The organism is Paenibacillus whitsoniae, assembly GCF_003955665.1.
Classification (GTDB): domain Bacteria; phylum Bacillota; class Bacilli; order Paenibacillales; family NBRC-103111; genus Paenibacillus_E; species Paenibacillus_E whitsoniae.
In genome coordinates this window covers 894-15,786 of record NZ_RXHU01000093.1, presented here as the reverse complement: position 1 = coordinate 15,786, position 14,893 = coordinate 894, and the positions used below count along the sequence as shown (strand labels likewise).

The 14,893-nt window shown below is 46.2% G+C and carries 11 protein-coding genes; 1 reads left to right on the top strand and 10 read right to left on the bottom strand.

Going from position 1 to position 14,893, the window contains the following annotated elements; translation table 11 throughout:
* Positions 1 to 681: 681 nt before the first annotated feature.
* A complete protein-coding gene (locus tag EJQ19_RS32020; RefSeq protein WP_164716728.1) occupies positions 682 to 960 on the top strand; it encodes a hypothetical protein in 279 nt (92 codons plus the stop codon).
* Here the strand turns inward: EJQ19_RS32020 and EJQ19_RS26745 are convergent.
* The 10 genes from EJQ19_RS26745 to EJQ19_RS26700 form a co-directional block, all read right to left on the bottom strand.
* Complete coding sequence (locus EJQ19_RS26745) at positions 887 to 1,126, bottom strand: amidohydrolase family protein (protein ID WP_126144286.1); 240 nt, start codon at positions 1,124 to 1,126, stop codon at positions 887 to 889. The two genes, EJQ19_RS32020 and EJQ19_RS26745, sit on opposite strands and share 74 nt — an antisense overlap.
* A 154-nt stretch (positions 1,127 to 1,280) precedes the next feature.
* A complete protein-coding gene (locus tag EJQ19_RS26740) occupies positions 1,281 to 3,395 on the bottom strand; it encodes an RICIN domain-containing protein (RefSeq protein ID WP_164716729.1) in 2,115 nt (704 codons plus the stop codon).
* A gap of 354 nt (positions 3,396 to 3,749) precedes the next feature.
* Positions 3,750 to 5,876: a right-handed parallel beta-helix repeat-containing protein gene (locus EJQ19_RS26735; protein ID WP_126144284.1), complete on the bottom strand. Its 2,127-nt coding sequence runs from the start codon at positions 5,874 to 5,876 to the stop codon at positions 3,750 to 3,752.
* Positions 5,877 to 5,892: 16 nt separating this feature from the next.
* The gene (locus EJQ19_RS26730; protein ID WP_126144283.1) at positions 5,893 to 6,708 is read right to left on the bottom strand and encodes a carbohydrate ABC transporter permease; all 816 of its coding nucleotides are present in this window, start codon (positions 6,706 to 6,708) and stop codon (positions 5,893 to 5,895) included.
* Positions 6,705 to 7,601, bottom strand: a complete 897-nt coding sequence (locus EJQ19_RS26725) for a carbohydrate ABC transporter permease (protein ID WP_126144282.1) — start codon at positions 7,599 to 7,601, stop codon at positions 6,705 to 6,707. The genes EJQ19_RS26730 and EJQ19_RS26725 overlap by 4 nt, the downstream gene beginning before the upstream one ends.
* Before the next feature lie 97 nt (positions 7,602 to 7,698).
* Positions 7,699 to 9,066, bottom strand: a complete 1,368-nt coding sequence (locus EJQ19_RS26720; RefSeq protein WP_126144281.1) for an ABC transporter substrate-binding protein — start codon at positions 9,064 to 9,066, stop codon at positions 7,699 to 7,701.
* Between the two features lie 187 nt (positions 9,067 to 9,253).
* Positions 9,254 to 10,549 (bottom strand): ABC transporter substrate-binding protein, encoded by a 1,296-nt coding sequence (locus EJQ19_RS26715; RefSeq protein WP_126144280.1) that lies wholly within the window; start codon positions 10,547 to 10,549, stop codon positions 9,254 to 9,256.
* Positions 10,546 to 12,090, bottom strand: a complete 1,545-nt coding sequence (locus EJQ19_RS26710) for a response regulator transcription factor (RefSeq protein WP_126144279.1) — start codon at positions 12,088 to 12,090, stop codon at positions 10,546 to 10,548. The genes EJQ19_RS26715 and EJQ19_RS26710 overlap by 4 nt, the downstream gene beginning before the upstream one ends.
* The gene (locus EJQ19_RS26705; protein ID WP_126144278.1) at positions 12,083 to 13,906 is read right to left on the bottom strand and encodes a cache domain-containing sensor histidine kinase; all 1,824 of its coding nucleotides are present in this window, start codon (positions 13,904 to 13,906) and stop codon (positions 12,083 to 12,085) included. The genes EJQ19_RS26710 and EJQ19_RS26705 overlap by 8 nt, the downstream gene beginning before the upstream one ends.
* A 507-nt stretch (positions 13,907 to 14,413) precedes the next feature.
* Positions 14,414 to 14,683 (bottom strand): hypothetical protein, encoded by a 270-nt coding sequence (locus EJQ19_RS26700; RefSeq protein ID WP_126144277.1) that lies wholly within the window; start codon positions 14,681 to 14,683, stop codon positions 14,414 to 14,416.
* Positions 14,684 to 14,893 lie beyond the last annotated feature (210 nt).

Genomic DNA, 14,893 nt, shown 5'->3' with positions numbered 1-14,893 from the left:
TAGCTCGACTCTTAGTAGGGATGGCTCGTAGTGATGTCGCTTACAAACCCGATAAAATCTTTGCATTAGCAGCTTAACTTAAACCTTTTCTCACGCAAGTTGGCGTATTCGCAGGAGACAAAGAAAGCACGGAGTATCGGGATACGTTAAACAAAAGGGCACCGACCCATTCCGTTAGAAAGACCGACCTCCACCCCTTAGATAGATGTGACGAAGGAATGAAAGGGCTGTTGACCCGTCGAGACATGGGAGTGAAAATCGCTAAGGGATCGTGGAGAATACGTGCAGTAATTGGAATGAACTGGGTGATTCAACTCCACCTCTATTCCCGCATGCCTTTTTAACGAAACACCCTAAATATATCTCGCTCCTTTTCATTCAGCATCGAAACCTAAAGGATGAAATCCTGCGAATAGACGAGCTTGCGTGAGGAAATTAAATCATACCGAGGGAGCTTAACGCCAAAGCCTGTCTAATACTTTATTTTCGTATGCAATTCAAACGGAAATTGGTTTTCCGAACTCGCCCCCGCAGAAGACACTTTTAAACGAGTAATGTGACTTCGTCGGGAATGTTACAAGGTTCTTGTCCTAATCGGGAATGTTATCAAGTTCTTGTCATTTCGTTTTGACAAGAACTTGATAACATACAACAAAAAAACCGCAATTTATGCGGTTTTTAATGTTACTATGTTCTTGTCACCCGACAGCAGCACAGCAGCAGCAGCAGCTCACGTACCTGGTGTTTCCGGATGAAGCTGACTTCGCGATCGGCGCGCCGGCGACGGCTGCCGGCCCGAGTGGCTGCAGCTCACGTACCTGGTGCTTCCGGACGAAGCCGGCTCCGCGGTCAGTGCGCCGGCGACGGCTGCTGGCCCGAGTGCATCTTACGCACCTGGTACTTCCGGATGAAGCCGACTTCGTGATCGGCGCGCCAGCGCCGGCTGCCCCCCCTTGTTAAGTTTATAAAACCGCTCATCATTGCCACCGAACAGCAGTGCGCGCTCAGTTTCTCCCAACTCCCGCGGTATAGCGTTCAACAGAATCTTCATCACTTGATCGTAATCTGCAGCTAACTGACAGACCGGCCAATCGCTACCGAACATGACCCGTTCCGGCCCGAACATCTCCAACACCGCATAAATATTCAACGAGTAGCGTTCACATGCCTGTTATGCCAAAGCCCTCATGCAGAAGTGCGCTTAAGGGCTTTGACATAAACAGAAAAAAATCCGGTTACATAGTTATACATGCGGAAGCTTTATCTTCAAGTTGGCATTTCTACGGAACCATAACTGGCGACCATTGCTGACGATCATTGCCTGCGTCAGTCCACATCTGCACTTTCCCTCCATTTGAAATGGATGAGGCATCGATCAAATAGTTAGCATTATTTCGCACAAAGATTTTATAATAGCCATTGCCCTGATTCACTAACCGGTAACTTTGCCTATCATTACCGAGATCATTCCATACTTGCATTTGTGTTCCTTTCGTGATGTTGGGACTGGAGGTGTCTATGACAAAGGCCGGATTGTTGCGGACTTGAATTTTATAGTACCCAGCACCAGCATCGATAAAGCGGTACTGCTGACGGTCATTTCCAACGTCTTGCCACATTTGTACCTTGGTTCCATTAACTGGCGACGCCGAGGTGTCTAGAACATAGCCCGGATTATTCTTGCTAACAAGTTTATACCACTGGTTTGGATCCACTCGTTTTACGAGGAATGCATCCACGATCATGTAAGTGCCTGAAGTTTTGACACCCTTAATAGTATGATTTCCTGGTGTCAGGCCGCTTACTGAATAGATGAAGGCTTGACTTACCCGTGACGCACTGTTTGCGTTTGCTGTGCCATTAAAAACACCGTCGACATAAATATCCATATTGCCTTCATCGCTGTTCGTCATCGTCACGATGTCGGCGCCGGTGCCATAGAAGCTAAACGTAAAGCTGTCCCCATTGGCTTTTGTAACATGCTCGTCCCCTTTATAGGTCGTGCCTGCACTCTGTGTATACCACCCGCTACCCGTATACGCAACCTCTGCGTCCGAGTCATTGTATAGATTACCGTCGCGAATGGCATGCGCTAGCTTGGCTGCATCCGTGAAGTATATGATGTCTGTAGCCGATTGATCAAGATTCGTCCACATTCGCATGTCGTAAGCCATTGATTGCTGTGTACTGATGGCATTCTCGCCGAATTGGATAAACTGAATCCGCGCCAAATCTGTAGCGATTGGTGTTTTATCGCCTGTTCGAATTCCCCAATCATATTTATCGACTTTGAAATTACCGAATGCATATTCACCTGCAAATGGTCCATCTGTATACTTTCCGTCTTGAATCGAATACTGACTCAGTAGAGACCCTGAATTATTTTCCCCAAAGAAGAAGTCCTCGTAATCCGTCAGTCGTGGTCCGCCGCCGTTATGAAAGGAGCTGTTAAAAGAAACCATCCGGTCGGGATTACCGGCACGCACTGCTGAAGACACTTTATCGTAAGGCGCAGGATAGTAGATGGAACCGTCGTCGAACATCCACCCATCTAACTTCGTACCGTAACGGTTACCAATCTCGGTGACAATGTTCATCCACTTGTCCATAGCCGTTTCCTTGCGGGCATAATAGCCTTTCGAGGATACGGTCCAGAAATTGTTCCACCAATTAAGATTTGGATTGTTGTCATGTCCCGAATGATAGTAAAAAACAACCCTAAGCCCACGAGCCTTGAACGCATCCAGCATGTGCATCAGATAGTCTTGACCGCCATAATTCGTGGTGGTTCGGCCAGCCCACACATTGTCAATTGAAGTAATCGGGGCGGCGACGTAATATTGTGTCCATGTGATCGACCACACGACAAAATCGGCCCCCATCCCCTTAATGCGGTCTGCAAGCGCATTCCAATCAGTTTCAGAGTTGTTGAAATACGGGTCCCCCGGCACACCGGCATAGCTTCCTGGCCAAGCGGGCTGCGTCCCATTCGGGTACGCGCCCCATTGACCCCATTGGTACATGACGCCTACTGGGCTGTCTTTCATCCAGGTTGCCTTCGATCGGGAATTTTGAATATTAGTCTGAATTGTAGCTGCCGCCGATGCCGGTGACAGTTCTAGAGACTTCAGCATCATATCGAATGTGCCTGATGTCGCTGTGAGCGTCACTGTAGAACTGCCAAGCGGAAAGGCGAGTTGCCCAAGTCGGATTTTGTTCCAGCCGGAGGTAGTGAACGTATAAGTCAATACGTTGGAACCGGCGATCAACTGGATCGTCGCACCACTGCTTGCATTGATTAAGGCATCGATATAAAAACTGTCCGCAGCTGTTGTCTTTACATTCCAAGAAAAGGATTGGGAAGTTGAATTCCATCCTCTTACACTATCCCCCATGTAAGGATTCTTGCTAGACAGATAGGTGACGGAAAGACCGCTACCGTTCAACGTTGCTTGGTCCGCCCGAAGATAGGAAATATCATTCTCAAATAGGTCAACCCATCCCTTAGATCCGTCCATGGCTGTATAAAAGGACGTGAGGTCATCCAGTTGCGACGCATATGCTGGCGTAGGTGGTGCGAACGCAAAGCCCGACAACGCGGTCAACACGCACAATAAGGCAAGCAGCAAAGGTTTCATTTTCAACATTCAAATTAGCCTCCCATATTAATAAATTTTGGCAACGAATGAGAATAGCAATGACCCTACATCTTAATCCCCCCCTTCACGGTACACGTTTTATACTTACACTTATGTAAGTTTTTTTAAATCATTAGGAAAATCATGAAGCAAGCCCACTCCTATCAGATCGACGTTGGTGATGCCAAGGCTATAAGCAGGAGAATTGGGTTGTAATGTAAAATCTCCTTGATCCGGATTCGTAAAAAGCGGGTCAGCGAAGAGCGAATGTTGGTCCCAACCAATCGCTTGCCATTCTTCTAAAGTGTAATGTTCGGTACGACTACCAAGCGGGCGGAAGTGAACGGTTGCTTTGAATTGACCGAGATCGTTGTAAAATAAATTATAATCTAGCTCCTCTACCCAGCGACCATCTGGCGGGGGACCGATGAACTCATATAACTTGCCTTTAGATTCGCCCTTTTCAAAGTTAATGTCGACTTCAGGGTTATCTGCGAGCGTATGGGCCACGATGATGTTTCGCAGGAAGCGGTCGTGGTTGTGCTCATATCCGATGTGAATACCCGGTGGATTTGCACAATGGTAAAAAATATTGTTCTCCACGAGTCGATAGTCGCCCTCGCGTAATTTGATACTTATACCGATACATAAATTCTGATAGATGTGATAATTGGATGACCCGTCATCCAGGTCAATGCCCCATCCCTTATAATCAACAAAACGGTTGTGACGAATGATGACCGGGTGACGAGCGTCCTTCTTTACATCGCCTGCACAGTGTGAAGCAGGACCATGAGATTGTTCCAGGCACCAAAAGCGATCCCTGCCCCATGAATTAAATGGTCCATGGTCACCTGTTTCCTGCACAGTATCATGGATATCATTCCATTCAATAATATGCCCCCCCCATGTACCATCGTTGATACAAATTGCTGCGCGTGGCAGATGGTGAATATGATTGTGAGAAATAACATGATCTCTGCCAACAGAAATAAATACGCCGGCTGTTTGTTTTCCGAATACCCCAATGTTGTAGATTTCATTGTTGCTGATCGTTATTGCGGCTGGGTAGGCAAGTTGGCTACCCATTGTCAGATGCTTGGAGCCAACCAAGCAAAATGCACTTTCTCCTGCTTCTTCCACCAGGTTTCCATAAAACCTGTGGTTCCGGTTATAGTTGTTTACAAACACTGCATTGCCGCCAACAGCATCAAAATGGCAATATTCTATTTCGCATCGTTCGGCTCCCTCCATGAATATGGCCCCGCCCCGATGAATTGACCAATCCCCGAGTGAGGGTGCTTCGTAGGTTTCCAAGTAGGTACCTTCCGTACGAGCGAATCGGAATCCGGAAAGCACAATATCATGTACAGGGGAATGCTGGCTACCACGGAAAATAACAAGCCGTTGAAGGAGAGCAGCTTCGATTACAGCATGAGAAAGATCCACTTCAGCCCCGGGGTAGTAGTATAGCAGTCCCTCTCGGAAATCCGCATACCATTCGCCTGGAGAGTCCAACTCCTCGAATACATTTTCAATAAAGAATCGGGATCGTTCATCAATGCCCGTCGCGTCCTCGCCTTGCATAACATCGTTGATCTGGAAGCCGCCGTGGCCGAGTCGGATCAGGTGATTCTCCCAGTCGATGTCCTTGATTTCCCACTGTAAGTTGCCCCAATAGTTTTTACCGAAAATGTGAAGCACCGCTTCCTCCGGACGGCTCCAGCGCTTGTCCGTAAACTGCTGCGGGTCGAAACGCAACTCACGGTGCGGCCAAGTAGACTGGTTGCCCGTTGGATGCGTGTATCCTGTAACACCCGGCACGGAAGGGTCAAAATTGGGATATCGAGCCCGAATCTGTCGCTTGCCGTCAACGAATAGCTGCGTGAAGCTCGACGTTTTGCAACACTCGGGCAAGTCCGCTACGAGGATGTTTTCGCGATAAGGTCTCCACACCGGGGAGAAGCGACGCCCGCCACTGATCACTGGCCTTTCCCCCGGATAAGAGCGGTATACCACTGCATTTCCCTGCTCTCCCGAATCCTCTTCGCAGAAGACGATCGGCTCCGAGAGTTCATATACACCACCTCGAACGATTACCGTGTAGCTCTCGCTCTGATTCGCTTTTGAACGCCGATACTCGCGGATGGCGAGTTTCGCGCGTTCGAAAGTGGCGAATGGTTGTTCAATCGTCCCAGGGTTGCTATCCTTGCCAAAAGGCGAGATATAGAATTCCATACTGCTTCTCCCTTCTTTAATCTTTTACCGCACCGGACGTCATGCCGTTGGTTATATATCGCTGAGCCGCCAGAAAGATAAGCAAGGCAGGCAGACCGAGCAGAACCAGTGCAGCGTAGAACCTACCTTGGTCTGCTGGATTAAATCCGAAATTGCTTTTGAAGGCGCTAATCGCGATAGTCGCGGTGGCCCATTTATTATCTGTAACGAACATCATCGGCAATAAGTAATCTTGGAACGACCACATGATGCATAGCACACCCAAATTAATCAAAGCCGGACGCGCCAATGGAAAATAAACGTGAAGAAAAATTTGAAGCGACGTTGCACCATCCATATAAGCCGATTCCATCACCTCATTCGGAAGGTTATCGAAGTAGTTACGCAGCATCAGAACAGCAAACGGCAATGTCAGAACAACCTCGGAAAAGATGACGGCGGCGAGTGTATTATACAGATGAATGGATTTCAGTATATAGAAAAACGGCACCAATACAACGACGCCGGGTATTGAGAGACACATGAGCACAAAAGAATAAATCCATCTTTGCCCGAAAAAATCCAGTTTAGAGAATGCAAACGCAGCGAGCGATGCGATGATCAGGATTAGAAGTGTATCTCCTGCCGCTACTAGAACGGAGTTCAGGAATGGCCGATAAATCCTGATTCCACCAATCTCATGCGTGAATAGATAGGTGTAATTGGAAAATCCATTGACGGCTAGTGAATTTTTAAGAGCAATTATAATCGGAAACAGCCATAGCAACGCAACAACGTACACGAAGATCTGAATGTACAGCCGTTCAAGCCGGTTCGTCAGGAAGGTGTTCATGTGGCTTTCCCCTTTCGCGATTGACTCGGAGCATACATTCGTAACTGGAATAAAGAAATCACCAGCGCTACCAGTAGAAGAATCACCGAACCCGCAGATACAAACCCGATATTCGAACCGGCCGAGTGAATGAAATTATACAAATAGACGCTTGATATTTGTGTACTGTCTCCGGGACCGCCACCTGTCATCAGATAGATGCGTTCGAACTCCCGGAAGCTCTGCAGAAGCGTCGAAATGATAATGGTCTTGTGCGCATTCTTGAGCAACGGGAAAATAATGAACCCAAGCATCCGCGTCATTCCCGCCCCCTCCAACACTGCCGCTTCAAGCACACTGGGATTGATTGTAGTTATATCTGCGCTGTAATACATCATCGGTATTCCGATAAGATAAATCCCAATCCCCATGACCGACACATAAGCCCAGTTAGGATCGCCAAGCCATTGCTGCGCGAGGAACCCCATCCCGATCGATTCCAGAAATTGATTCAGAGCGCCAAAGCGATATTCGAGCATGCCCGAGAACACGGTTGCGATCAAGGCCATTGGCATAATGGTTGGAATGAAAAACAACGCATGTAAGGCGCGAGATCCCGGGAATTTCAACCAAAGGAAGACAGAGATCAAAAAGCCCAACGTCATACTGATCACAATGGTGGCTGCAGAGAACACAATGTTGTTCCAAATCGACTTAAAAAACTTCACATCTGTCAGTACTTGACGGTAATTATCGAGTCCGACGTACTTCGAGTGCAGAAACGAGATATCCCCATACTCAAAGCCGGTTTTCAATAAAAAAATCAAACTATACAAGAGAAAAACAGCAAATACAAGCAGAAGCGGAAGGATAAACATATAAGCTGTTACTTGCTTTTTCCATTCCAACCCCATACATCTCACCATCCATCCGACGCAATTTCATTATCTCTGAGGAAGATCTGCGGAGCCCTGACATAAGGGTCCGCAGCATAACAAATTCTAAGTTCATTTAGTTCGGATACTTTCCAGTATCGAATTCTTTTTGGAGTGCTTTCGCCTCTGTTGCGGGATCAATTCCGTTGAGAATATACCTTTGGATCTCATTTCCTGTAACATCGGAAAATTTCGAGTTGTTGTTACGATCCGCCGTCGAATTGGCAACCAGACTCACTAACGTTTGATAAGACTCTTTGGCCGTCGGCGATGTTAGCAACGACTGATCAATTTTGGCATCGACTTTGTTGCTTGTGAAGAGAAACTGGTTGTTCAACGCATCATTGCCTTCGCCTGTCGTCAAATATTGAATCAATTGTGCGGCTTCTTTCGGATGTTTGGATGTCTTCACAATGCCAAGACCCATATCGATGAAGGAGCGGATCGACGGCTTACCGTTCGGCTCGATGGATGGAATCGGGGCAATCCCGACATCATTTATGTTGATCTTATTGTCTTGCCGGACCTTCTCCGAAATCATGTTGGCTTCCCAAGTCCCTTGAATGAACAAGGCCGCTTTACCGGTTGTAAACAATGTCTTGGAGCGGTCGTAGTCGAGATCGAAGATGTCCTTCTTGCTGAAGATTCCATCATCGAACAGTTTCTTGAAGCTAGCCAATGCCTGTGTATATTCAGGACTGTCAAGCTTACCGCCCGAGTTATAGTGGAATTTATTGTAAATACTAGATTGCTGGCCAGCGATAGTCCAGACGATCTCATCGAGCGTCCAACCGTCTTTAGCGTTGACTGCGACAGGCAGAATATCCAGTTTCTTGTCTTTGATCGACTTGGCGATGTTTTTAAGGTCATCGTACGTTTTTGGTGCAGACACGCCCAGTTGATCAAGAATGTCTTTGTTGTAATACATCACCATGGACCCGACTGATCCCATGGAAAGAAATTTAATTCCGCTGCTCGTTTGGCTTTGCAGTTGTTTTATACTGTTTGGAGTAAATTTGCTCTGCCAATCGGCACCGATCGTCGACTTCATGAGATCGTCCAGAGGCAACAGGTAGCTCTCTATTTGTTTTGGCATGCCGCCAGTCTGTACCCCGACAATATCGAGATCTTCGCCCGTGGTCAAAGCTAGAGGCATCTTGGTTTGGTAAGGGGAGCTGCTATTACCGCCAACGATGCTTAGTTCGACTTTGATGTTTGGATGACTGGCTTCGAATTTTTCAATAACAGGCTTGTATACCTCTGCGGACGGCGACCACGTCCAATACTTTAATGTCACCTTGTCAGCATTGCCTGCTGAGACATTCGACGCAGCAGGCGACGAAGAGGGCTTATCCTGATTGCCGCTGCCGCTGCATGCCGATAAGAACGCGCTTAGCAGAAGCATAACGGATGCTCCGGTTAACCAAGATTTGTGTTGCTCCATGTGTTAATTCCTCCCTTATTCTATAAAAAGTATGTCTGGTCTACATCTTTATAATAATCCGAATGAAAGCGCTACAATAAGGACACAAAGCAGATCCTTTCATGGACATTTTACAGAACTTCAACATAGGTGAAAAAATGATAATGCAGCCCGCCTTCTCATAAGGACGAACTGCATTTTAAGTACGTTAAAAGCCTGGGAGCTGCTGAGCTTTGGCGGCGGCGATTCGAATATCGTCCATTGCTTTAATGGCTTGAACCGATGTCAGTTCTCCTGCAAGCACTCGCAGGAGAATTCGGCCCATCTCAACTTGATCGTAGCCGATGATAAACGGCGTGATTGAAGCATTCGTGTTGGCATCGATATAATCTTGGTCTGTCGCATACGGATGAGTAGGATGATTGCTATTGACTATGTTGAATGTCGTCTCGGAGGACACATCACTGAAAGCTTCGTTCAAGTTTTCCGTTTGGGCCAAGTAGCGAATCATCTCCATAGATTCTTGAACATGCCTGCCGTTCTTGTTCACCATCATCATGGCAACATTGGGTCCTTCGTATCCGAAGAACCCAGAATTGCCGAAGAAAAAAGGAAGTATTCCGAATTTTTGCGCCGTACCGGGGAAATGCGGCTCCACGTCGGAATAAAGATATACATCCCATCCAAAGGCCATGGCATATTTACCATTTGCAAGAGCAGAAGCTTGCCCATCCCAATTATTATTCAAATAATTCGTTCCGAAATATCCTTTCAAAGCCATGTTCTTGTAATCATCAATTAATTCACGAAATTCGGGAATATCGGCGAACTTGATCCGGTTGGCATTCAAGTCTTCGACTAAATGGGGGTAAGCCTTGACAAGCTGATCTAGACCATACTGGGGGAATAAAGGCCATAAATCTTTAGCTGCTAAGTATATGGGTGTAATCCCCTGCGCAATCAAACGTTCGCAGGCGGCATCGAATTGGGTGCGGCTTGTCGGTTTCCGTATTTGCAGTTTGTCGAACAGCTCTTCGTTATACAAAATGCCGCTGACTGAAGATTCCCATAACGGCAGTCCATAGATTTTCCCGTTATACAATAGTTGCGGTAGAATACTTCTCTTGATATCTTTAACCCACTGCTCTCCCGTCATATCAACAAAGTTTTTCTCCGGATGAAGGTCATTTAGCCCAACTCCCCCAAAGTACATGACAATATCACTGATTTCCCCCATCGCAACCCGTTTTCTAATCACGGTCGTTGCCGTATCGATCGGTGCTGCTTGGATATCAAGCTTATTGCCCTTCGCCTGCTCGTATAACTGCCACGCACGTTTTATGTACGGCTTTCCGATCCAGTCCATGTTGGCCATTAAGGTCAAGGTAGTTACTCGATCAGGTTCATTCTCATTCCTGCTTGAATCCATCGGGGAACAACTTGCCGTTAATAGCATCGTCATCGTCAGTACCGCCACCCCCCTTAGGGCAAACGTTCCTTTCATCGCTCAAGCTCCTCCCCCCGCGAAATCATCTCCCTATACTCTTTAGGGCTGAAACCAATCTCATTCTTAAACACCCGGCTGAAGTACAAGGGGTCATCATACCCAACCAATTCAGCAACCGTTTTGAGAGGCAAATGGGGCTGCTCGACAATGAGCGATTTGGCTTTCAGGATACGAACCTTCATCAAGTACTTGCTTGGTGGTATTCCCATGATCTCGCTGAAAACGTTAGAAATGTAATTTTTATTGTAGCCGAACAGACTATGATACATTTCGTTCGAAATCGGCTCCATATAATGAGTATTCAAATAATGTTCGATCGTGTGGACAAGATCTTTGGCTGAAGCTGCCTGCTGACTCCTAACTCTTCTTTCGAAGAAGGGTTTCATATAGTTGCCGAATTCCTCCACAACCTGCGGCAGGCAGGTACAAGAAGCCACAACCTCGTTGGCATCAAATTCGATGCGCGTAGTATACCAAATCTGTTCATACTTTGAAATCATCGTTTGAAGGATCATCTCGAGTAGCTCTTGCGTATAATCCCGATTCAACCATTCCTTGCTCCATAACTCCAAGGCCTTCATGAAAACGTCAAACTTCTCTTCCTGAACAATCAGCTTGCACCGGTTAATGATATCCTCATCCATTGCGTTTCCTGCATCCTGTTGCAAACGAGTCGTTGGATATACACCTGACCGATGAAGACGGGTTTGCAACGTCACCACTCTTCGCAGCTGATCCGCCGCATCCCTTAACAATTCCGGGCGCTCAACGCTGTCCCCTACAAACACGTGAAACGGAATCGCGCTCCTCTCTTGCAGACGGCGAAGCAACTCTTCGGCGAAGGCATCCGGGTGGACAATTTCTCCGGCAAAATTGCTCGCCATCACGATGATCTTCTCGTTAAGCTGCAGACCATCCAGAACCCATACAGCGATTCCGGAAGGTGTAATCAGTTCGATCAGATCCATTTGAACAAGCCTAATCGGTCTCCTCCCCGGATTCAGCGTATCATATACTAGCTTGGAAGCTGCTCCCGCACGGACTAGTAACAAGTCATACTTTGCATAAGGAAGCGTGGCGATTCGAGCCTTCATCTCCTCACCGACATCTTTGCCATAGTATATACAGTGACGAATGATGCCGGTCTCATTATCGGCTGAATTCTCGGCAAGCTGCTTGAATAGTTTGTCTAATACTTGCTTAAGCTGCTCTTCCTTGACCGGCTTAAGCAAATAATCGAACGCATGAAGCCGAAGAGCATCTCGTACAAATTCGAAATCATGAAAGCCAGTCAGGACAATGCAAGGAATTCGAGGATCCATATCTTTGACCTTAGCCATGAGCTCCAGCCCGTCGATAAAAGGCATTTTAATATCGGTAACTAGCACATCGGGCTTCTGCCTCTGCACGATCGCCCACGCCTCTTTGCCGTTGAATGCCCAATTATTCACTTGAAAGGACGAATGGCTCGCTTCAATCAATGCCTTGATCATAAACAAGATAGGAGGCTCGTCTTCCGCCAATAATACGTTATACATGCCATCTTCCTCCTAAACGGATCGTTGTACCGCAGTCTTCCTTGCTCTGGATATGAATCTCAATGGCACCCTGATAGAATAAATGCAACCGAGCGAATACGTTCATTAGCCCGATTCCGTTGCCTTCCGCATACAAATTCATTTCCTGGGGAGCCTCAATCGGTGGGAGAGTGCCTGAATCAGCCATTCCGCGCAGCTGATCGAGAAGTTCATGGAGCCTTACCTGATCAAAACCTTTGCCATTGTCCACGATCTTTAGCCACCATTTGCCTTCCTTCAATCCGCCGGTGACCTTCACGTGCCAGGGTGATTCCTTCTCCTTAAAAGCATGCTGGAACGCATTCTCCACGATCGGTTGTAGGATGAGCTTTGGTATCGGAAGCATATACAAGGACGTGTCTACATCAATATGATATTGGAATAAGCTATAATATCGTTTTGACATGAGTTTTAGATAGTTGTCAATATGCTGCAATTCGAACACCAAATAGGTTACTTTCTCCCCAAACTTCAACGCATACCGCAGCATATCCGCCAAAGCAGTGCACATCTCCATTACCTCGTCATTGCCTTTCATCTTGCCGTAAGCGCCGATGACGGTTAATGTGTTGTATAAGAAATGCGGATTTACTTGAGCTTGTAACGCATTCATATGAGCGGCCATCTCCCGCTGTCCTGCTTGCTCTATCGCGTTCATGGAATCCCTCAGCCTATCCAGCAAATCTTGAAACGCTTGCCCCAGCAAAGTGATTTCGTTCTTCGTACGAACCCGTGTTGGATGGAGCTGCAATTTCTCCATGTCGAAATTGGCGAGCGATTCCTTCAACCTCCGGATCGGTCGGGTTACCATGCCGACATACATGTAAAGAAGCGCAAGAATGATACATAGGACAATGATATAGATGCCAAACGTGCTGTATCTTAGATAAAAAATCGGTCTATGGAAGTTGCTCTCGTCATCCAACAACATAACCGACCAATTCACCTTTGACAGTCCGATCGTGAATGCCATATACGTTTCGTTAAATAGACGCCATTCCTGATGGCTGACGTTTTCAGTCGACAGCCCGCCCGCGGGTTTTAAGCAGTTCTTCTGTTCTTGAAGGGACGTCGACAATTTACTGTAGATCACTCGCTGATTCTCATCGCATAAGAGAATTTGGCTTGAGTATTGAGCGTTCTTAAATGATGTGATCCGCTCCAGCTCCGATACATTATAGCTCACCTCCACCAGCCCGAGGACTTGATAATTATCGCGAAGAGGCCGGATCAGGGAAATAACAGGGTCAGCGTCCGCCGACCAGGTATCCGGATGCATTGGAAGCCAAATCTTGTATGCTTCTGAGCTCATCCACTCATGAAACTCCGGCATATGGCGGATCAGCTCCTTTGTAACCATCTGACTGTTCATCTTGTTGCTAATTTCAAGATAATCGCCATCCTTGGAAATTAGGCTGATCCTTTCTTTAAGTGGCTGAAGGGCAGTGAAGGACAACAAAATATTTTTTATATCCGAGCTCACTTGGGGATTTTCGACAAAATAGTTCTTGCCGTTTGAAAGCGGAATGTGAGCGAGAGTATTCATAATATAGTTGGAAGCGTTTACGGAAATGGAGAGCTTGTCCATCTCCTCCAGCATGTTGTCCATCTGTTCCTGAATTTTTTGTGTCGTTTGAAGCTTGTTTCCAACCGCATTCCCTTCCACAAAACTTTCCGCATAATAATAAAATAGAAGGTTGATGAAGGACACAACGATAAACGCAAAAAGTGACAAATAGATAAAAATTTTGTTTTGAAGTTTTAAGGACTTGAACAAGTCTCTCGCCTCTTTATTTGATGTCTTGATATTTATTTTACAGCATTATCTGACTTTGCGTTATGGATAATTTACAGATACGGACATGGATAAAGCGCAGTAAAAGAAGAGTGCCTAGTTGGTGACGTTAAATCGACCTTTCCTTTGTATTACGAGCTCATGCGCCTTCTTCACAGCCCGAAGGCGTGGAGAAACACCTGATCCGCAAAACCCTTCCCCATCGTTAGTGGTGCCTTGCTATAACCAAACGCAATGCAAATGAAAACAGAGACGCCGGACAGCGCCTCCCTTCATAATAATTTGGAAAGTATCCGGATCGGATCCATCTACCTTTTCACGTTTAAAATACACACTTTTGTTATCTCTTGCAAATCACAAAATCATTGTACTTGAAACCCTGAATTCATCCTTTTTTACATCGATCGGACTACCTCTTCTGCCTAAGGCTTCATCATAGGAAAATCATATATACAAATCGTGGTTTGAATGAGTTTAATACAATAATTCTTAGGATTCAAACAATAATTCCAACATTACCTGTAATTTCAAATTTCCTTTTTGTTTACACCACTCCTTTCTACTTCCAGTTAGCTTTACGCTGCTTAGAAAAACGTAATTGCCATTGATAAGATTTTTGTAGATCATATCTCCAAAAGTTACAATGGCTTCGCGCTGTTTACCTGGCTTATCTTCATTTTGTGTTCTGGCGATCCAAGTAATATTGTCGATTGGATGGAATTCAGCTTGTGCGGAATAAATACCGCTCTTTTTATCCATGTATGCCTTTAACACGAGCGTGGTGGGTTTTCTAATTATTTAAATTACTATGTCTTGCCCATTGTGGTCGGCTTTTCTGGAACGTTTCTTACAAATTGAAATTACAAAAATGGGAGAATGAGCCATATGCTTTTGCATTTAACAGCAGGTCATGCCCAATGGGAAACTCCTTCGGAATTAATTCATCAGATGTAATAAAGTCTGATTCGT